Below are 18400 nucleotides of genomic sequence, written 5' to 3'. Positions count from 1 at the left end.
AGCGGCCGGCGGCCGATCGCCGGCGCCGCCTGCCCGACGGCGGAGGTAGCGATGACGAAGGGAACGATCGACATGGCGCCGGTACTGGTGGGGACCTCCCACGGGACGGACGACGCCGCGGGGCGCGCCGCGGTGCGCACGCTGCTGGACGGTGTCCGCGCCGCGCGGCCCGACCTGGACGTCCGCGAGGCGTTCGTCGACGTGCAGACCCCCGAGGTCGACGACGTGCTGGCCACGGCGGTGGCCGACGGCGGCTCCGGCGTCGTCGTTCCCCTGCTCCTGTCGACGGGCTTCCACGTGCGGCACGACATCGCGCGAGCGGTCTCCGCGCACGGTGACGCGGCGGTGGCCGCCGGGCCGCTCGGCCCCGATCCGCGTCTCGTCGACCTGCTGGCGGACCGGCTCGCGGAGACCGACGGCGGTGCGGGCCTGCGCCCGGACGACGCCGTGGTGCTCGCCGCCGCGGGCTCGTCCGTTCCCGCGGCGGCCATCGCCGTCGAGGAGGTCGCGGCAGGGCTCGCGGCGCGTCTCGGGCGGCCGGTGAGGCCGTCGTACGGCGCGGGCGCCGAGCCGCGTGTCCCGGCGGCGATCGCCGCGGAACGCGCCGGTCCGTTCGGCACCGCCGGCCGTGTCGTCGTCGCGTCCTATCTGCTCGCCCCGGGGTACTTCCACGACCGTGTCCTGGAGGCGGGGGCCGACGTCGTGACGGCCCCGCTGGCGCTCCCGGACGCACCGGACGACCGCCTGGTCCGCATCATCATCGATCGCTACGAGGCAGCGGCCGAGCGGCTCGGGCCCCGGGCGGGCGTGCCCCGCTGACCGGAGCCCGGACGACCGCGTCCGTGATGTCGCCCGCGTCCGTGTCGTCGTCCGCGACGACGGCCGCGTTCGGCGCCCGCGTCCGCGACGGCAATCGCCTCCGCGACCGCGACGGCGCCCGCCACGTCGGGGCCGAGCGGCCCGTGGCCTGCCGCTACGTGGCGGGGACGCGACCTGCGAGGGCCTCGCGGACCCGGGTCACGCTCGACCGGAGGCCCCAGCGCTCGCTGAGGGTCTCCAGCGCCTCGTCGTCCGCCGGCGCGGCGGGCAGGGCGTCGTCGAACGCCGGGAGCGGGACGTCGCGAGCCACCTGGACCACGGTCGGGGCGACGGCCAGGTAGTCCGCGGCCTCGACCAGCCGCTTGCGTTGCGTGGCGGTCAGGCCCTTGTCGGCCTCGTCGTCGCGGGCGCGCAGGATGCCGGCCAGGTCACCGTAGCGGTCGAGCAGCTTGGCGGCCGTCTTCTCGCCGATGCCCGGGACGCCCGGCAGGCCGTCGGACGGGTCGCCACGCAGGGTGGCCAGGTCGGCGTAGGCCTGACCGGTGGGTACCGCGTACTTCTCGGCGAGCTTCGCCTGGTCGACCACGTCCGGGTCCCGCACGCCGCGCGCCGGGTAGAGCACGCGGACGCCCGCGTCGTCGTCGACGAGCTGGAAGAGGTCGCGGTCGCCGGTCACGATGTCGACGCCGGACGACGGCGAGCCGGGCGCGGCGCTCGCCCGGCGTACCTCGCGGTCCGTGAGGGTGCCGATCACGTCATCGGCCTCGTAGCCCGGCACTCCGACGCGGGCGACCCCGATCGCCGCGAGCACCTCGGCGATGACCGGGACCTGCGGGGCCAGGGCATCGGGCACCACCTCGGTCCCGGCGGCCTCGTCCGCGACGCGGTGCGCCTTGTACGACGGGATCGCCGCGACCCGGAACGCCGGGCGCCAGTCATCGTCCCAGCAGGCCACCATGCGGTCCGGCCGGTGCTCGGTGATCAGCCACGCGATCGTGTCGAGCAGTCCGCGGACGGCGTTGACGGGCTCGCCCCGGGGCGACCGCAACGAGTCCGGCACCCCGAAGAAGGCGCGAAAGTACAGGGAGGCGGTGTCGAGCAGCATCAGGCTCATGAGCACAGCTTGCCATCGGACGCTGACACCAACCCGGAAGAAATCCGCCGCCACCGCCTCAGCACGAAACTGCACGAAAGTATCGGATATTTTTGCTTAAACGTTTGAAACGTTGACACCACCATCAACCAGCGCGAAAACTGACGATCGCGGGACCGCCGCCCCGCGCGACTCACCATCGCCGACCGCACGAAGGAGTGCACACCATGTCGAAAACGTTTACCAACACGAGATCTGGTCCACGGCGGCGCCGCCGCCTGGCCCAGGGGCTCGCGAGCGCGGCAGCCGCGCTCGCGCTTGTCGTGACCGCCGGCAACCCCGCCGCCGCGGTCGACCAAAACGAGGAGGGCAACCACGGCGGGTACTTCTACTCGTTCTGGACAGACACGCAGGGCAGCGTCTCCATGAACCTGGGATCCGGGGGCAACTACTCGACCCAGTGGAACGGCACCAACAACTTCGTGGCCGGCAAGGGCTGGAACCCGGGCACCAACAGCCGCGTGGTGAACTACTCGGCCCAGTACAACCCGAGCGGGAACTCCTACCTCACCCTGTACGGCTGGACCCGGAACCCGCTGGTCGAGTACTACGTCATCGAGTCCTGGGGCTCGTGGCGCCCGCCGGGCAACGCCGACTACTACGGCACGGTCAACAGCGACGGCGGCACCTACGACATCTACCGCACCCAGCGGGTGAACCAGCCGTCCATCGACGGGACCGCCACGTTCTACCAGTACTGGAGCGTCCGCACGTCCAAGCGGACCAGCGGCACCATCACCTTCCAGAACCACGCGAACGCGTGGGGGCAGAACGGCCTGAACCTGGGCAATCACTACTACCAGATCATGGCGACCGAGGGCTATCAGTCCAGCGGCAGCTCGAACGTCACGGTCAGTGAGGGCTCCGGAGGCGACCCGGGCGGCGGTGACCCGGGCGGCGGTGACGGGTCCTGCACGGTCAGCGTGAACCGGGCGGAGGAGTGGGGTGACCGGTTCAACACCACGTTCTCCGTCAGCGGCTCCGACAACTGGCGCGTCACGATCAACACCAGTGGCGGCCAGAGCCTGCAGAACTCCTGGAATGCCAACGTTAGCGGGTCGTCGGGGACGCTGACCGCGACGCCGAACGGGAACGGCAACAACTTCGGCATCACGCTGTACAAGAACGGCAGCAACACGACGCCGACGGCGAGCTGTTCCTCCGGCTGAGCCACGGCGACGACGAGGACGGGCGGGACGCTGCGGCGGCGTCCCGCCCGTTCTCGTGCCGGGTCAGGCGGCGAGGCCGACGACGGCGATGCCGGCCGCCACCGCCGCCACCGTGGCCACGAGAGTGCCGATCGTGCTGACGAGCGCCACCCGGACCCGGTTCGACCGGGCCAGGCGCACCGCCTCGACCATGGCGGTGGAGAACGTGGTGAATCCGCCGCAGAGGCCGGTGGCGAGCGCGAGGCGCCACAGCGCGACCTCGTCCGTCCCGTTGCCCGCGAAGATCACGAGTCCGGCGACCAGGCCGATGGCCAGGGAGCCGAGCACGTTCACCGCGAACGTGCCCCACGGGAAGGCGCCGTGGTGCCGGGCGCGGATCACGCCGTCGAGCACGAAGCGTGCGGCCGCGCCGACCGCTCCGCCCGCGGCCACGAGGAGCAGTCCCGTCACTCGTCCGCCTCCGACCCCGCGGCCCGGGACCGTCGCAGGTGCGCGTCCCCGGCTCGTTCCCCGAGCAGGACACCCACGAGGCAGGACAGGAAGCCCAGGGCGAGCGTCGCCAGAGCGTAGGTGACGGCCACACCCGCCTGTCCGCCCGACAGCAGGCGCTCGGTCTCCAGCGCGAGGGCCGAATAGGTGGTGAACCCGCCCAGGAAGCCCGTGCCGCCCGCGAGGCGCACGTTGCGCCGGCGCGGCGTCTCCCGGCCGAGCCGCGCCAGGGCCTCCAGGCCGAACCCGAGGGCGAACGCGCCGAGGAGGTTGACGGTGAGCGTGGCGAGCGGCCAGCCGCCTGTGGTGCCGGCGGCGGGCAGCAGGATCTCCGTGCCGTACCGCGCCGCGGAGCCCAGAGCACCGCCGAGGGCGACCAGGCCGATCAGCGAGGGGCGCAGGTGGGCGGGCAGCCCACGGCGGCCGCCCGGACCGGGCGACGGCGCCGCTGACGGCTCGGGGCTCGACGTGTTCATCGTGGACCACGATGCCGCATGCGCGCCGACGCGCGCCGTGGTGTTCACGCGGCATCCTCGTCGCCGAGCGTGCGCTCGGGCAGGACCACGACGGGGCGGCGCTGATCGTGAACCAGGTGGCCGGCCACGGTGCCGCCCACCATGCTCGTCGCCCAGCCCCGCAGGCCGTTCCGCCGGGCGCCGATCACGATCATCGCCGCGCTGACCTCGTCTGCGACACGGGCCAGCTCACGTGCCGGGTCGCCCGCGCCGCGCACCGCCGACCAGGGCAACCCGACGTCGGCCATCGAGCGGTTCAGGCCGTCCAGCACGTCGGCGGCGTACCGGTCGTCGGACATCACGATGTCAGGGTCCACCGACACCGCGAAGCCGTTCGGCTCCGTCACCGCGGTCTCGTCCACCCACAGGCAGACGATCTCGACGAGTGATCCCCCCAGGCTCTGCACGAGCGACGCCGCCCGCCGAGGGAGGTCCGGCTGCTTGTGGTCCACGCCGACCACGACGGATCTCATCGTCACACCCCGAGGCTATCGGCACCTGTGAGCCACGTCACCGTCAGTCCAGATGGTCCGCCAGACCGAACAGCGGGAACAGCCGCTCCGGGTACCGGAACGTCGTGATCCCGGTGATCTTCTCCCCGTCGTGCTCCAGGACCGCCAGGCCCCAGGGGAACCAGCCGCCCTTCGGGTCGGGCCGGTACTGCCCGTAGGCCGGCGAGCCGTTGGCGCGCACCGGCACGAGGCGGGAGCCGCGGCAGCCCGACCCGACACCCAGCAGCCAGGCCCTGATGTCCTCCACGCCCTGGAGCCACATGGCGTACGGCGGCATGTTCATGGCGGCGTCCTCGCGGAGCAGCGCGCTCAGACCGTCCATGTCGTACCGTTCGAACGCGTCGATGTATCGCTCCAGGAGCGCGCTCTCCTTCTTGGACGGTCCGGTCCGCGGCGTGGCGGTCGCCTCGTCCAGATCGAGCGCCCGGTCGGACAGGGTGGCGCGTGCCCGCTGCAGTGCGCTGTTCACCGAGGCGACCGAGGTCTCCAGCAGCTCGGCCACCTCCTGGGCCGGCCAGCGCAGCACCTCGCGCAGCACCAGCACGGCGCGTTGCTTGGCCGGCAGGGTCTGCAGCGCCGCGACGAACGCCAGACGGACCGACTCGCGCGCGATCGCCGTGTTCGCCGGGTGGCCCGGCCCGGGCAGCACGCGGTCGTCCGGGACCGGCTCGATCCATCGTTCCTCGGGCAGTTCGGCGGCGAGCCACGCCGCCTCCGGGGGTGACGCCGCGCCCAGGCCCATGGGGCGTTCGCGCTTGGCGCGGCTCGAGCCGAGCATGTCGAGGCAGACGTTGCCGGCGATGCGGTAGAGCCAGGTACGGAGCGATGAGCGGCCCTCGAAGCGATCGTAGGAACGCCACGCACGCAGCATCGTCTCCTGAACCGCGTCCTCGGCGTCGAACGCGCCGCCGAGCATGCGGTAGCAGTACCCGGTCAGCTCGCGGCGGTGCTTCTCGAGGCTCGCCACCAGCTCCGGATCGAACTTCTCGGCGTCAGGTGCGACGCCTGTCGGCTGTGCCATGACTCACACGCTACGCCGGGTGTCTGACACCGACGCGGCGTGGCCGGTCACGGCTCCCGGTCGATCTCGAACCAGACGGTCTTTCCCCGGCCGCGGTCCCGGGAGGCGCCTCGGGTCGCCTCGTCGAGCCCGGTGTCGTCGTCGTCCACGTGCCGGTCCACGCCCCATCGCGACGCCAGCCGTTCGAGGAGTTGTATGCCCCTGCCTCCGAACTCCCGCACGTCCGGGTCCTTCATCCGCGGCCGCACGGGCGAGCCGTCGCGCACGCCGACGCGCACCCGCGCGGGATCGATGTCGAGCACCGTGCTGATCGGAGCCCGGCCGTGGTCCAGGGCGTTCGTCAGGATCTCCGACGCGAGCAGCGTGATGGTCCGGCGCTGGGCGAGGGGGACCCCGCAGGTCTCGAGCATGTCGTCGATCCAGAGCCGGGCCGGGGCGAGGTCCGACAGGTCGTCCGCCACCTTGCGCTCGACGCGCGCGGTGCCGGGCTCCGAGCGGTTGCTCGGCATGGTCGCCCTGCGCACGCGGACCGCGAGCACGGCGACGTCGTCGTGCTGGTCCTGGCCGATGAGCCGGCGGACGAGGGTGATCGGGAGCGCGGCCGTCGCCGTGTCGGCGAGGCTCGCGAGGGTCTTCTCGAGGCCCGAGAGCGCCTCGTCCTCCGAGGCGGAGTGCTGTTCGGTGAGCCCGTCGGTGTACAGCAGCAGCGTCTCGCCCGGCCGGAGCAGCGTCGCGTGGTCCGTGCGGCGGATGCCGGGGACGACACCGAGCATCATGTCGCCGCGCGCGTCGAGCCGGTCGACGCTGCCGTCCTGGCGGAGCACGAGGGGCGGCGGATGTCCCGCACTCGACCAGGTCACCTCGTAGGTGCCGCCACCGTGCTTCACGCGGTCCAGGCGCACCAGCACGGCCGTGCCGGAGGCGCGCAGGCCCAGGCCGTCGTTCGCCTTGTCGAGCAGGCGCAGCAGCTCGGACGGCGCGGCGTCATGGCTCCACGCGAGAGCCCGGAGCAGGGAGCGGAGCTGACCCATCGTGGCGGCGGCGCGCATGTCGTGGCCGGTGACGTCCCCCACCATGAAGATCGACGCCTCGTCGTCCAGCGGGACGGCGTCGTACCAGTCGCCGCCCACCTGGTCGGACCGCGTGGCCGGGGAGTAGGTGCACGCGAGGTCGAGGTGAGCGATCTGCGGCAGCCGGCTGAGCATGGAGCGTTGCAGGGTGGTCGCCGCCCGGCGGCGTTCGTCCAGCAGCCACGCGCGTTCCAGCGCGTCGCCCGCGTACTGCGCCAGGGCCGCGCCGAGCGCGAACAGGTCCTGGTCGTTGCGCGCCTCCCGCTCCCAGACGAAGACCACGACGCCGACCACCCCGCCCGGCCGGATGCCGAACGCCGTGCCGCTCGGCGAGAGCACCGGGAGGAAGGCGCGGGCCCCCAAGCCGTGGTTGCTGTACTGCGCGACCTCGGGAAACGCGGTGATCAGCTCGTTGTCCGACGCGTAGAAGAGCGGCTTTCCGGTCCGGACGACCTCACAGACCGGGCGGTCCTCGGTGAGCCGCGCGTGCCGGAACGACGCGGGGAACCCGGGTTCGACATGGGCCAGCGAGGTGTAGGTGATCCCGCGCCGGTCGGTGTCGACGAGGGCGAGGCCGCAGTACCGGGCGCCGATGCCCGTGGTGCCGATGTCGGCGATGACGGCGTCGATGTCGTTCACCGACTGCGCGCCGGCGAACGCCTCGCTGAGGGAGAGGAGGAAGCGGCTGCGCCGGTTCGCGCGGACCGCGGCGTGCTGCACGCGGCGGGCGCGCTCGCGTTCTGCCTGGAGGCGGGACTCCGCGCTGCAGGCGGCGGCGAGGTCCTCGAGGGTGGCGAGCGCCTCGGGGGACCAGCGCCGCGGCCGGTCGTCGACGGCGACGAGCGCGCCGATGGGTCGTCCGCGCAGGTCGTGGACCGGAAAGCCCGCGTAGGCGACGACGCCCAGGTTCCGCACGACGGGGCCGGCGCCGAACGTCCTGTCGTCGCGGACGTCCTCGATCACCAGCGGCTTGTCCGCCTCGACGACCGGCCGGGCGAGCCCGGTCCGGAGGTGGAGCAGCTCGTCGTCCGGCGGGCTCGCCGCGGTGCCGGAGCGCTCGTGACCATGCCCCGCCGCGGGGGTGCCGTCGTCGGACAGGATCACGACGGCGGCGGCGGGCACGGCGAGATGGCGGCGCACCAGTCGGGCGAACCGCTCGAAGGCTTCATCGGCGGCCGGGGTCCCGAGACCGACGTGCGCCAGGTCGTTCAGGGCCTGGAGGTCCGTCGGCATCTTCCCAGTATCACGGGAAACGTCCGGCCACGCCCGCCGGAGGCGGATATCGGCGGGATGGCGGGCCTGGACGGCCTCGTGCCCGGGTGGCGGGATGGGCCGAACGTCGGTGTAGGTATTGCGATCCTCATCACACCGCGCGCACACTGGACGAAGCATCGAACCCACAGTGGGGGTGGATCGTGACCGCAAGCGCTGGAACTTTCGACATGTTGCCGATGCTCGGACGCGGCAAGCACCGGAGCCCCAAGAAGGGCGCGTGCTTCATGGAGCTCGCGTCGTTCCTCGCGGGTGAGAGATGGAGTGACCACCCGTCGTGCACGCACCCGTTGGTGGCCATGCTCGCCCGTGCCGTCAACGACCTGACCTCGGATCACGCGCGGCCGCAACTCGCACCGCTGATCCCGTCCGTGATCGGGCTGACCAGCGACGACCAGCGCTGGGACGTCCGGATCGCGCTGCGTGCCGCCCAGGCCGCGCTGCCCATCTCACCGGCGGACCGGCAGCAGACCCTCGCCGTGGCGATCTACGGCGCCGAGCGCATGCTCGACGTGCTGGACGACAGGCCGTCCGGGACGCTCGCACCGGAATCGGTCGAGGCGCTCGAGTCGGTCCCCAAGACGGCCGCGTGGGCCGAGCGGTTCTGCGCGGGAACCACGGTGCGTCCCAAGCGGTTCGTGCGGGACGCCGCCCCGAGCGTCGTGTCGACCGCCGTCCAGGGAATCTCCGAGGCGTTCGTGCCCGACGTCGACGCCCGGCTGCGCTCCCTGCTCGCCGACACCATCGACGACGTGCGCCGGTGGGCCGGCCGGGAGGACAGCGCGGTGCTCGATCCCGCCGAGTGGCGTGACGTGGTCAAGGAGGCGCCGGTCGGGTGACGTCGCACGGATTCACCCGCGAACCGCGGCAACAGTTTCACCCGCGAACCGCGGCAACAGTGCATGACCTGAGCCAAGGGCTCTACTAACCTCGCAAGGGTGCAGCCCGAATCCGGACCGAACACCCCGCCGCCCGTCGAGCAGATTCCGCCCGTCGCCGTACCCCCGGCGCCGGGCGTGCCGAGACGCCGCCGCACGGGCCTCGTGCTCGGCGTCGTGGCCGGCGTGGCACTGGCGGCGGCCGCGGTCGCGCTGGGCTGGTTCCTGCTCCGTGAGCCACCGGTCCCGGCCCCCGACCCCGCCGCCGAGAACCTCGCCGCCGCGCTCGGATCGGGCGAACTCGCGGGTGTCCCGATGACGACCGAGACCTCGGTGGTCCCGGAGGAGCAGTACGAGGCCGTCTTCGCCGGGCTGGTCGAGTCCGCGGACGAGTTCGAGGTCTCGCTGGCGGAGACGACACCCGTCACGGAGGCCGACGACGGGACGGCGTCGTTCACGGCCACCTACGCCTGGTCCTGGCCGTTCACCGAGGACGAGGTCTGGGAGTACACCACCGACGTCGAGTTCACCTACCCGGGCGCCGACGGACGGGAGCCCGGCGAGTGGCAGGCGGCCTGGACGCCCGCGATCCTCGCGCCCGAACTGGAGTCCGGGGAACGGCTGGCGGTCGAGAGGGTCGCCCCCCGGCGCGCGGACATCGTCGGTGCGGGCGGCAAGACGATCGTGACGGAGCGGGACGTCCTCACGGTCGGCGTCGACAAGTCACGCGTCGACGCCGACCGGTGGAGCGCGACCGCGGAGACCCTCGCCGACCTGCTCGACTTCGGCGACGAGGCGCGCGCCGACCTCGTGGCGCGCACCGAGTCCTCGGGCGACAAGGCTTTCGTGCAGGCGATCGTCATCCGGGTGAGCGACCCCGACTACGACCGGCAGGCCCTCGAGGAGACCCCCGGCGTGCTGCTCATCCCGGGTACCCGCGCGCTGGCGCCCACCGCGGAGTTCGCCCGCCCGGTTCTCGGCACCACCGGTGAGGCCACCGCCGAGATCATCGAGGAGTCCGACGGGCGCGTCGAGGCGGGCGACGTCGTCGGTGTCTCCGGGCTCCAGGCCGCCTACGACGAGCAACTGGGCGGAACGCCGGGAATCCGCGTCACGGCGGCGAAGGCCGACGGTGACGACGAGCCTCGCGAGCTCTGGGCGAAGGAGGCGAAGGACGGCGAGACGGTCGAGCTGACGCTGGACGTGGCGATGCAGCAGCATGCGGAGCGGGTGCTCGCCGAAGCGGGCGAGGACTCGCCGAGCGCCGTCGTCGCGGTCGATTCCACGACCGGCGGCGTGCTGGCGGCGGCCTCCGGCGAAGGGAGCCAGGGGTACAACACGGCGATGCTCGGACAGTACCCGCCCGGGTCCACGTTCAAGATCGCCTCCGCCCTGGGGATGCTCCGCAACGGGCTCACGCCGGACAGCACGGTTTCCTGCCCCGAGCGGATCGTGGTGGGCAAGGAGTTCGACAACGTGGACGGCTACCCGGCCGGTGCGCTCGGTGAGGTGCCGTTCCGCACCGCGTTCGCCCACTCGTGCAACACCGCGATGGTGGGGCAGCACGAACTGGTCTCGCAGCAGGACCTGCACGACGCCGCGGCGTCGCTCGGCCTCGGGCTGGAGGCGTCACGACTCGGCGCGGCCGGCTACCTGGGCGAGGTCCCCGCCGCGGACATCAGCGAGGCGGACCACGCGGCGTCGTTCATCGGGCAGGCGCGGGTGCTCGCGTCGCCGCTCGCCATGGCGACGGTCGCGGCCAGCGCCGCGGGCGGCAGCACGGTGAGCCCGATGCTCGTGGTCACGGACGAGACCGAGGGTGCCGAGGCGCCGTCGGGAACGTTGCGGGAGAACGAGGCCGCCACGCTCCGTGAGCTCATGGGGGGCGTCGTCGAGGAGGGGTCGGCGAGGGACGCGCTCGCGGGCGTCTCGGGCGTGGTCGGGGCGAAGACCGGCAGCGCCGAGGGCAACGACGGCAAGACGAACGTCTGGATGGTCGCGATCAAGGGAGACATCGGGGTCGCCGTGTTCGTCGAGGACGGGGACCTCGGCTCCACCACGGCCGGCCCGATCATGCGTGACTTCCTGGCGGGGAACTGACGGACGGGCCTGCCGGGACCGGGGTTCCGGCAGGCCCGCGCCGCTAGGCGACCTTGACCCAGCCTTCCTGGAGGCATGTGGCCCTGAACGACTCGATGCCGGTCACCACGTCCTGCGGCCGGGCCAGGCTGCCCTGTTTGGCCTGGTCGAACGGGGTGCGGATGCGTTCGAGGTGCGTGGTGAGCTTCTTCGGCGCGAGGCCGATCAAGGACGAGATCTGGTTGCTCATCTTCGAGACCTGCCCCTGAGTGGTGGACGGGTCGAGCTGCTGGGCGACCACGGGTGCGAGCGACCGCACCTTGCCGGCCAGCGGGGTGCGCCCGCCGAAGAAGGCGTCACAGGCCTCGACGACGTCGTATTCCTGGCTGAGGCCGACCTGGGTGTCCGGCGCCTGGAGATCGATCCGACTCTCACCGGTGGGGGTGGCCTCGGGGGCACCGGTCGACTCGCCGGCTTGGGCGCCGGCCACGGAACAGCCGCTCAGCAGGAGTACGCCTGCGACGGCGGCCGCGATGATGGGGGTACGCATGTGAAGGATCTTTGTCGCTTCACGTCACGTTTCCAAACTCGTGATATGGCGGGTTTATGCCATGAGTATGGCAGAAACCCGCCATGGGCATGTCGTGGTCAGCTCCTGTCACCACCGGGATCCCCGGTGCCGCGGAGGACGGTCAGGCGGCTGCGGTACTCCGATTCGTCGATCTCGCCGCGGGCGTAGCGCTCGCCGAGGATCGCGACGGGGTGCGGTCCGGCCTGCCGTGCCCACGGCGGTCCCTGGCGGAACCCGCGCCGGGCCGACCGGGCGATCAGCACCACGATCGCCACGACGAGCAGGAACCACAGGATCGGGAAGATGACGAACCAGCCGGGGCTGCCGCCCCAGCCCCAGCCGTCGTGCGGCACGTGCGTGGCGATCTGCGCCAGGGTGTTCATGTCGGACTCCTCCGGTGTGCGGCCCGGGACGGGCCGCCGACGTCGGCGCGGTCCGCGCCGGCGACCGGATCTCCGGCCGCACCACGAGTCTTCTCCGGAGGAGCTGCGCCGTCGTCGGCCCCGCGTACCGTCGTGAGTACCCCGTCCGTACCGGTCAGAGCTCGCCGTCCCAGCCCGGCCGGACCAGGCCCGACTCGTACGCGATGACGACGAGCTGCGCGCGATCCCGCGCGCCGAGCTTCGTGAGCACGCGCGACACGTGCGTCTTCACCGTCGACTCCGACAGGTGGAGCCCGCGGGCGATCTCGTCGTTGGCCAGCCCGCCCGCGACCTCCACGAGCACCTCGCGCTCGCGTGGCGTCAGGTCGTCCAGGCCGGGATGGGGCGGGACGTCCCGCGCCGCGCCGGCGACCCGGGCGAGCAGCCGGCGGGTCACGCTCGGCGACAGGAGCGCCTCCCCCGAAGCGGCGACCCGCACCGCCCGCACCAGGTCGGCCGGGTCGGTGTCCTTCACGAGGAAGCCCGCGGCCCCCGACCGGATGGCCTCCGTGACGTACTCGTCGAGCTCGAACGTCGTCACCACCACCACGTGCACGCCGGCCGCGCGCGAGTCCGCGGCGATCCTGCGGGTCGCCGCCAGGCCGTCGGTGCCGGGCATCCGGATGTCCATGAGGACGACGTCGGGCAGGTGTTCGAGCGTCAGCGCGACGGCGTCGTCGCCGGTCGCCGCCTCCGCCATGACGCGCATGTCGGGCTCGGAGTCCACGAGGGCACGGAACCCGCCGCGAACCAGCGCCTGGTCGTCGGCGATCAGGACGTCGATCATGCGTGCTCTCCTCGGGGTCCGTCGCCGTTCGGGGCGTGGCCGGGCGTGAGGTCCGTCTCGTGACCGGACCCGGTGTCCGCGTCGTGGCCGGCCGCGGGAAGCGGCAGCGGGAACGAGGCGCGGACCAGCCATCCGACGTCGTCGGGGCCCGCGTCCACGATCCCGCCGAGCGCCTCGACCCGTTCCCGCATGCCCCGGAGTCCATACCCGCCGGTGCCGGCGCCGACACCATCGCCGGTACCGGGTGCGCCACGACCGTCGTCGGACACGACGACCTGGCAGGACGTGCCGCTCCGGCGCACCGAGACGGTGACGCGCGTGGCGCCGGCGGCGTGCCGCCGGACGTTGGTCAGCGCCTCCTGCACCACCCGGTGCACCGCACCGGCGACGCGGTCGGGGAGCCCGGAGGCGTCGACGTCCAGGGTCACGGCGAGTCCCTCGGCACGCGTCTGTGCCGCGAGCCGCTCCAGAGCCGAAAGATCCCAGGACGGTGCGAGCGGCGCGCCGCCGGTGTCGGTGGACGACGGCGGTCCGGGACCCTCGGGCGCTCCGGCACGCTCGGTGCCCGCGATCGCCTGCTCCTCGCCCGCTTCCCCGCGGACGATCCCGAGGACCGTGCGGACCTCGGCGAGGGCGTCGCGGCTCGTGTCGCGGATCGCGGTGAGGGCGGTCCGGGCCTGGCCCGGATCGCGGTCGAGGAGGTGCAGTCCCACGCCGGCCTGCACGTTGATGCCGGACAGCGAGTGGGCGAGGACGTCGTGCAGCTCGCGGGCGATCCGCAGCCGCTCGGCCGTGACGGCGGTGCGCTCCCGTTCGGCGGCGGTCTCGCGGGCTGCCGCGCGAGCTGCCGTCCGCCGGGTGGCGCGGTCCCGGACCGCGCCCGCTGCCAGGAGCGGGACGACGGTCCAGGCCGCGCCCGCGACGAAGCCCGCCGGTGACAGACCGACCGTGGGCTCCCACCCGCCGCCGTCCGGGCCGTTGTGCGGGCCCCACACGCCCGAGCGCCCCGGCGGCCCGCCCCAGCCCGGTTCCCGGAACACGGGCGGGGCGATCGCCGAGCTGGCGACGACCGTGGCGAGCAGCAACGCGACACCCGCCCAGGCGATCATCCGCCCGCGCCGGGCCGGGCCGCAGAGCACCACCACCGTCAGCAGCACCACCGGCTCGAGGATCGCCGGCCCCCAGGCGTAGCCCGCGAGGAGGTAGGAGCCGGTGGCGCCGACGGACGCGACCACGGCGGTCGCGGGGCGCCGTGGCAGGAGGAGGACGATCGCCAGGGGCGCGACCAGGAGCAGGGCGAACGCGCCGACGTCGAACCCTCGCGCCTCGGGCTGGGAGTAGCCGGCCCCGAGGCTTCCCAGCAGAGCCCCGCCGAGCACGGCGGTCGCGACGAAGACCCGTGGGCGCCGCCGATCGAGCGGCCCCCGGTCCGCGGTGGCCTGCAGCGGGCGGCCCTCCTGCTCGAGCGACATGCTCGCCACGCTAGCCGGGGCCCGCGCCGGATGCGTCACCCCGGGGTGCCGTTCCGCCCGGCACCTCAGGCGAAGCGGTCGGTGCGTTCCACGACGCGGCGGGCGCCACGGCCGCCGTCGGCCTCGTGGTCCCAGCGGTAGACCTCCGTGCCCGTGATGAAGACCCGCTCGGCCCGCTGGTCGGAGTCGAAGGGGTCGCCGGACCACAGGACGACGTCGCCGTCGAGGCCCGGCCTGATGGCGCCGACCCGGTCGTCGAGCCCCAGGAACGACGCCGGGTTGGTGGTGATCGCCGCGAGTGCGGTCTCGCGCGGCAGGCCGTCGCGGGCGGCGAACGACGCCTGGTGCACCAGGAAGTCGATCGGGATGACGGGGTGGTCCGTGGTGATCGCGACGCGGACGCCCGCGGCGGCCATCTTCGCGATGTTCACGTTGGCGCGCCGGCGCACCTCGACCTTGGAGCGGGACACGAACATCGGGCCGTAGATGACGGGGATGTCCTTCTCGGCGAGGACGTCGGCGATCAGGTGGCCCTCCGTGCCGTGGTTGATGACGAGCCGGTAGCCGAACTCCTCCGACAGCCGGATGGCCGTGGCGATGTCGTCCGCCCGGTGGGTGTGCTGGTCCCATGCGAGCTCGCCGGCGAGGACCCGGGCGAGGGCCTCCTTGCCGAGGTTCCGCTCGAACGGTTCACCCTTGGCCTCGGCGGCGTCGCGCCTGGCCATGTAGTTCCGCGCGTCGACGAAGGCCTTGCGGATCACGTGCGCGGTGCCGAGACGGGTGGACGGCTGCTTCTGCTGGTCGCCGTAGACGCGCTTGGGGTTCTCGCCGAGCGCCGACTTCACGGACACCGAGTCGCTGATCACCTGCTCGTCGATGACCCGGCCGCCCCAGGTCTTGATCGCGATGGTCTGGCCGCCGATCGGGTTGCCGGAGCCGGGCTTCAGGACGGCGCTCGTCACGCCGCCCGCGAGAGCGTCGTGGAAGCCTTCGTCCTCGATGTTCACGGCGTCGAGCGCGCGCAGCGCGGAGCCGTCCGGGTCGGTCATCTCGTTGGTGTCGTTGCCGGCCCAGCCCTCGCCCTCCTCGTGGGTGCCGATGTGGCCGTGGGCCTCGACGAACCCGGGGAGCAGCCACTTGCCCGAGCCGTCGACGGTCGGGGTGCCCTCGGGGATCGCGACGTCGTGTCCGACGGCGGTGATCACGCCGTCCTCGATCAGGACGGTGCCGTTCCGCACGGGTTCCGCGGCGACGGGGACGACGTAGGCGCCGGTGATGGCGACGCTGGAGCGAGTTGTCATGGGCAACATCATGGCGCAGGCGCTGCAGTGCTCCGGGCGAACCGGCCGGCGATAGGATCCGGGCGGACGTTCTACGCGAAGGAGACTCAACGTGGCATCCCGAACGCTCGGCAGGTTCCTCGGCGACACCTGGGGAACGCGCGTCATCCGGCTGCTGTTCACGATCGGCGCCGTGCTCACGGTGATGGCCCTCGCGCTCATCCCGGCCGCCATGGGCCAGGCGGCCGACGCGGAGAACCTGCTGTCCGACGGCGACCGCGCCACGGCGACGGGCGCCGAGGGTCGCGCCGCGGTGCGGGAGAAGCAGCGGGACGGCGTGGACCGGCGCGAGGTCATGGACCCGGAGGTCCGGGCGACGGTCGCACTGCCGGACGGGTCGCAGCAGCTCGCCCTCAACGACCCCGAGAGCGCGCCCAAGACCGCGTACCAGGAGGCTTGGTCCCCGGCCCCCGCGCCGTACGAGGGTTCGTTCGAGGTGGTGTACGACCCGGCCGATCCCGCGGGCACCGTGATGGCCGTGACGGACGCCGAGGAGAAGGCCGGCTACACGCCCACCGGGAACGTGGTCATCGCGGTGTTCTTCCTCGTCTGGACGCTGGCGTTCACCTACCCGTTCTACCGCACCTTCAGGACCCCGCAACCGGCGCAGGCGTAGCCCCCACCCCACCGGGACCATGGTCGCCGCCGGCGGTCGGGGCACGAGCCCCGAACCTAGACTCGGAGCGTGGACTTCTACAACGCGTACGCCCAGGGCTTCGCCCGCGTCGCGGCGTGCACCGTTCCGGTGACGCCCGCCGATCCGGCCGCCAACGCCGCGGCGGTCCTGGAGCAGGCCCGCGCCTGCCACGACGAGGGCGTGGCGGTCGCGGTGTTCCCCGAACTGTGCCTGTCCGGCTATGCCATCGACGACCTGCTCCTGCAGGACACCCTGCTCGACGGCGTGCTGGACGCCCTGCGACACCTGCTCACCGAGGGCGCGGACCTGGCTCCGGTGCTCGTCGTCGGCGCGCCGCTGCGGCACGGGAACCGGCTGCTGAACTGCGCCGTCGTCGTGCATCGCGGGCGTGTTCTCGGCGTCGCCCCCAAGTCCTTCCTGCCGAACTACCGGGAGTTCTACGAGAAGCGGCACTTCGCCTCCGGGGCCGGCATCCAGAACACCGCCATGCGCCTCCTCGGCGCGGACGTGCCGCTCGGCACCGACCTCATCTTCCGGGCCGAGGACGTGCCCGGCCTCGCGATCCACGTCGAGGTGTGCGAGGACATGTGGGTGCCGGTGCCGCCGTCGGCCCGTGCCGCCCTGGCCGGCGCGACCGTCCTGCTCAATCTCAGCGCGAGCCCCATCACGGTGGCGCGCGCCGAGGACCGGCGGCTCCTGGTCCGGAGCGCGAGCGCGCGCTGCAACGCCGCGTACGCCTACACGGCGGCCGGACAGGGTGAGTCCACCACGGACCTGTCCTGGGACGGGCAGACCATGGTCTACGAGTGCGGCGACCTGCTCGGGGAGACCGAGCGCTTCCCGGACGGACCGCGCCGCACGGTCGTCGACGTCGACCTCGACCGCATCCGCCAGGAGCGGCAGCGGCAGGGCAGCTTCGACGACAACGCCCGGTCGCTCGGCATCGCGGACGACGGCGGTCGTGGCGCGGCGGGCGCGAACGGCGCGGAAGGCGTGCACGGCGTGACGGGCCGGGCGACCGCGGCGTCGGGTGCGGCGTCGTCGGACACGTTCCGCGAGATCGCGTTCACGGCGGCGCCGCCGTCGGGCGACGTCGGGCTGCGGCGCACCGTCGACCGCTTCCCGTTCGTGCCCGACGACGCCGACCGGCTCGCGCAGGACTGCTACGAGGCCTACAACATCCAGGTCAGCGGGCTGGAGCGGCGGCTCACGGCGATCGGCTCGCCCCGGGTGATCATCGGGGTCTCGGGCGGGCTGGACTCGACGCATGCCCTGGTCGTGGCCGCCAAGGCGATGGACCGGCTCGGCCGGCCCCGCAGCGACATCCACGCGTTCACGATGCCGGGCTTCGCGACGTCGGCGGAGACGAAGGAGCGCGCCACCCGGCTGTCGCGGTCGCTGGGCGTGACGTTCGCGGAGCTCGACATCAAGCCCGCCGCCGAGCAGATGCTCAAGGACCTCGACCACCCGTACTCGGCGGGGACGCGGCAGTACGACGTCACCTTCGAGAACGTGCAGGCCGGCCTGCGCACGGACTACCTGTTCCGGCTCGCGAACCACCGGGGCGGCATCGTGCTCGGCACGGGTGACCTGTCGGAGCTGGCGCTCGGCTGGGCCACGTACGGCGTCGGCGACCAGATGTCGCACTACGCCGTCAACACGGGCGTGCCGAAGACGCTGATCCAGCACCTCATCCGCTGGGCGATCGACACGGAGCAGCTCGGGGAGGCGGGCTCCGGGACCAACGCCGTCCTCGCCGAGATCCTCGACCAGGAGATCACGCCGGAACTCATCCCGGCCCGCGACGGCGAGGCGCCGCAGTCCACGGAGGCGTCGGTGGGGCCGTACGCGCTGCAGGACTTCTCGCTCTTCTGGACCCTGCGCCACGGCATGCGGCCCAGCCGGATCGCGTTCCTCGCCTGGCACGCGTGGCGTGACCCGGACAGCGGCACCTGGCCGCCCGGCTACCGGGACGCCGACCGGACGGCCTACGACCTGGCGACGATCCGGCGCTGGCTGGAGCTCTTCCTGCGGCGGTTCTTCGCGAACCAGTTCAAGCGGTCCGCGATCCCGAACGGCCCGAAGGTCCTCGCCGGTGGCACGCTGTCGCCGCGCGGGGACTGGCGGATGCCGTCGGACGCCCGGGCGACGACATGGCTGGCCGAGCTGGAGCGCAACGTCCCCGCGGGCTGAC

Annotated in this window: 17 protein-coding genes; 6 read left to right on the top strand and 11 right to left on the bottom strand. The window is 73.0% G+C overall.

Annotated features, from left to right (window positions below):
* The first annotated feature begins 51 nt into the window (after positions 1-51).
* Positions 52-819: a sirohydrochlorin chelatase gene (locus EDD34_RS19865; RefSeq protein WP_246012590.1), complete on the top strand. Its 768-nt coding sequence runs from the start codon at positions 52-54 to the stop codon at positions 817-819.
* Positions 820-973: 154 nt separating this feature from the next.
* Here EDD34_RS19865 and EDD34_RS19860 read toward each other — a convergent pair whose 3' ends face one another.
* On the bottom strand, positions 974-1933 hold the full coding sequence (locus EDD34_RS19860) for a 5'-3' exonuclease (protein ID WP_123816099.1): 960 nt from the start codon (positions 1931-1933) through the stop codon (positions 974-976).
* 206 nt (positions 1934-2139) lie between these two features.
* Here EDD34_RS19860 and EDD34_RS19855 point away from each other — a divergent pair, with 206 nt between their 5' ends.
* Positions 2140-3141, top strand: a complete 1002-nt coding sequence (locus EDD34_RS19855) for a glycoside hydrolase family 11 protein (protein WP_123816098.1) — start codon at positions 2140-2142, stop codon at positions 3139-3141.
* Positions 3142-3204: 63 nt separating this feature from the next.
* Here the strand turns inward: EDD34_RS19855 and EDD34_RS19850 are convergent, their stop codons facing one another.
* The 5 genes from EDD34_RS19850 to EDD34_RS19830 are packed head-to-tail and all read right to left on the bottom strand — an operon-like array spanning position 3205 to position 7981.
* Positions 3205-3591, bottom strand: a complete 387-nt coding sequence (locus tag EDD34_RS19850; protein WP_123816097.1) for a fluoride efflux transporter FluC — start codon at positions 3589-3591, stop codon at positions 3205-3207.
* On the bottom strand, positions 3588-4154 hold the full coding sequence (locus EDD34_RS19845) for a fluoride efflux transporter FluC (protein WP_342774857.1): 567 nt from the start codon (positions 4152-4154) through the stop codon (positions 3588-3590). Before EDD34_RS19845 ends, EDD34_RS19850 begins: the two co-directional genes overlap by 4 nt.
* Positions 4151-4618, bottom strand: a complete 468-nt coding sequence (locus tag EDD34_RS19840; protein WP_246012738.1) for a universal stress protein — start codon at positions 4616-4618, stop codon at positions 4151-4153. The genes EDD34_RS19845 and EDD34_RS19840 overlap by 4 nt, the downstream gene beginning before the upstream one ends.
* Before the next feature lie 43 nt (positions 4619-4661).
* Positions 4662-5678, bottom strand: coding sequence for a sigma-70 family RNA polymerase sigma factor (locus EDD34_RS19835; protein WP_123816095.1), 1017 nt, complete (start codon positions 5676-5678; stop codon positions 4662-4664).
* A 47-nt stretch (positions 5679-5725) separates the two neighbouring features.
* Positions 5726-7981, bottom strand: a complete 2256-nt coding sequence (locus EDD34_RS19830; protein WP_170177136.1) for a SpoIIE family protein phosphatase — start codon at positions 7979-7981, stop codon at positions 5726-5728.
* A gap of 209 nt (positions 7982-8190) precedes the next feature.
* On the opposite strand from EDD34_RS19830, the gene EDD34_RS19825 reads away from it, so the two are divergent.
* Both EDD34_RS19825 and EDD34_RS19820 read left to right on the top strand, forming a co-directional pair.
* The gene (locus EDD34_RS19825) at positions 8191-8859 is read left to right on the top strand and encodes a hypothetical protein (protein WP_246012589.1); all 669 of its coding nucleotides are present in this window, start codon (positions 8191-8193) and stop codon (positions 8857-8859) included.
* A gap of 99 nt (positions 8860-8958) precedes the next feature.
* On the top strand, positions 8959-10998 hold the full coding sequence (locus tag EDD34_RS19820) for a penicillin-binding transpeptidase domain-containing protein (RefSeq protein ID WP_246012588.1): 2040 nt from the start codon (positions 8959-8961) through the stop codon (positions 10996-10998).
* A gap of 43 nt (positions 10999-11041) precedes the next feature.
* Here EDD34_RS19820 and EDD34_RS19815 read toward each other — a convergent pair whose 3' ends face one another.
* From EDD34_RS19815 to EDD34_RS19795, 5 genes are all read right to left on the bottom strand, one after another.
* Entirely contained in the window at positions 11042-11527 is a 486-nt protein-coding gene (locus tag EDD34_RS19815) for a hypothetical protein (RefSeq protein WP_123816093.1), read from the bottom strand.
* Between the two features lie 98 nt (positions 11528-11625).
* Entirely contained in the window at positions 11626-11931 is a 306-nt protein-coding gene (locus EDD34_RS19810; RefSeq protein ID WP_123816092.1) for an SHOCT domain-containing protein, read from the bottom strand.
* A gap of 154 nt (positions 11932-12085) precedes the next feature.
* Positions 12086-12757 (bottom strand): response regulator, encoded by a 672-nt coding sequence (locus tag EDD34_RS19805; protein ID WP_123816091.1) that lies wholly within the window; start codon positions 12755-12757, stop codon positions 12086-12088.
* Positions 12754-14229 carry a sensor histidine kinase gene (locus EDD34_RS19800; RefSeq protein ID WP_123816090.1) on the bottom strand — a complete coding sequence of 492 codons (1476 nt, stop codon included), beginning with the start codon at positions 14227-14229 and terminating at the stop codon, positions 12754-12756. Before EDD34_RS19800 ends, EDD34_RS19805 begins: the two co-directional genes overlap by 4 nt.
* 65 nt (positions 14230-14294) lie before the next feature.
* On the bottom strand, positions 14295-15530 hold the full coding sequence (locus tag EDD34_RS19795) for an amidohydrolase (protein WP_123816089.1): 1236 nt from the start codon (positions 15528-15530) through the stop codon (positions 14295-14297).
* Between the two features lie 91 nt (positions 15531-15621).
* Here EDD34_RS19795 and EDD34_RS19790 point away from each other — a divergent pair, with 91 nt between their 5' ends.
* Complete coding sequence (locus tag EDD34_RS19790; RefSeq protein WP_123816088.1) at positions 15622-16185, top strand: hypothetical protein; 564 nt, start codon at positions 15622-15624, stop codon at positions 16183-16185.
* A gap of 69 nt (positions 16186-16254) precedes the next feature.
* Positions 16255-18399: an NAD(+) synthase gene (locus EDD34_RS19785; RefSeq protein WP_123816087.1), complete on the top strand. Its 2145-nt coding sequence runs from the start codon at positions 16255-16257 to the stop codon at positions 18397-18399.
* Position 18400 lies beyond the last annotated feature (1 nt).

Origin of the sequence: Myceligenerans xiligouense (assembly GCF_003814695.1) — a bacterium.
Taxonomy (GTDB): domain Bacteria; phylum Actinomycetota; class Actinomycetes; order Actinomycetales; family Cellulomonadaceae; genus Myceligenerans; species Myceligenerans xiligouense.
This window is presented reverse-complemented; position numbering and strand designations above follow the sequence as displayed.

Excerpts from the sequence above, each read along its gene's own strand:
- EDD34_RS19865 (WP_246012590.1), top strand. The coding sequence starts at position 52 with ATGACGAAGGGAACGATCGACATGGCGCCGGTACTGGTGGGGACCTCC.
- EDD34_RS19860 (WP_123816099.1), bottom strand. The coding sequence starts at position 1,933 with ATGAGCCTGATGCTGCTCGACACCGCCTCCCTGTACTTTCGCGCCTTC.
- EDD34_RS19855 (WP_123816098.1), top strand. The coding sequence starts at position 2,140 with ATGTCGAAAACGTTTACCAACACGAGATCTGGTCCACGGCGGCGCCGC.
- EDD34_RS19840 (WP_246012738.1), bottom strand. The coding sequence starts at position 4,618 with ATGAGATCCGTCGTGGTCGGCGTGGACCACAAGCAGCCGGACCTCCCT.
- EDD34_RS19835 (WP_123816095.1), bottom strand. The coding sequence starts at position 5,678 with ATGGCACAGCCGACAGGCGTCGCACCTGACGCCGAGAAGTTCGATCCG.
- EDD34_RS19830 (WP_170177136.1), bottom strand. The coding sequence starts at position 7,981 with ATGCCGACGGACCTCCAGGCCCTGAACGACCTGGCGCACGTCGGTCTC.
- EDD34_RS19825 (WP_246012589.1), top strand. The coding sequence starts at position 8,191 with ATGTTGCCGATGCTCGGACGCGGCAAGCACCGGAGCCCCAAGAAGGGC.
- EDD34_RS19815 (WP_123816093.1), bottom strand. The coding sequence starts at position 11,527 with ATGCGTACCCCCATCATCGCGGCCGCCGTCGCAGGCGTACTCCTGCTG.
- EDD34_RS19810 (WP_123816092.1), bottom strand. The coding sequence starts at position 11,931 with ATGAACACCCTGGCGCAGATCGCCACGCACGTGCCGCACGACGGCTGG.
- EDD34_RS19805 (WP_123816091.1), bottom strand. The coding sequence starts at position 12,757 with ATGATCGACGTCCTGATCGCCGACGACCAGGCGCTGGTTCGCGGCGGG.
- EDD34_RS19800 (WP_123816090.1), bottom strand. The coding sequence starts at position 14,229 with ATGTCGCTCGAGCAGGAGGGCCGCCCGCTGCAGGCCACCGCGGACCGG.
- EDD34_RS19795 (WP_123816089.1), bottom strand. The coding sequence starts at position 15,530 with ATGACAACTCGCTCCAGCGTCGCCATCACCGGCGCCTACGTCGTCCCC.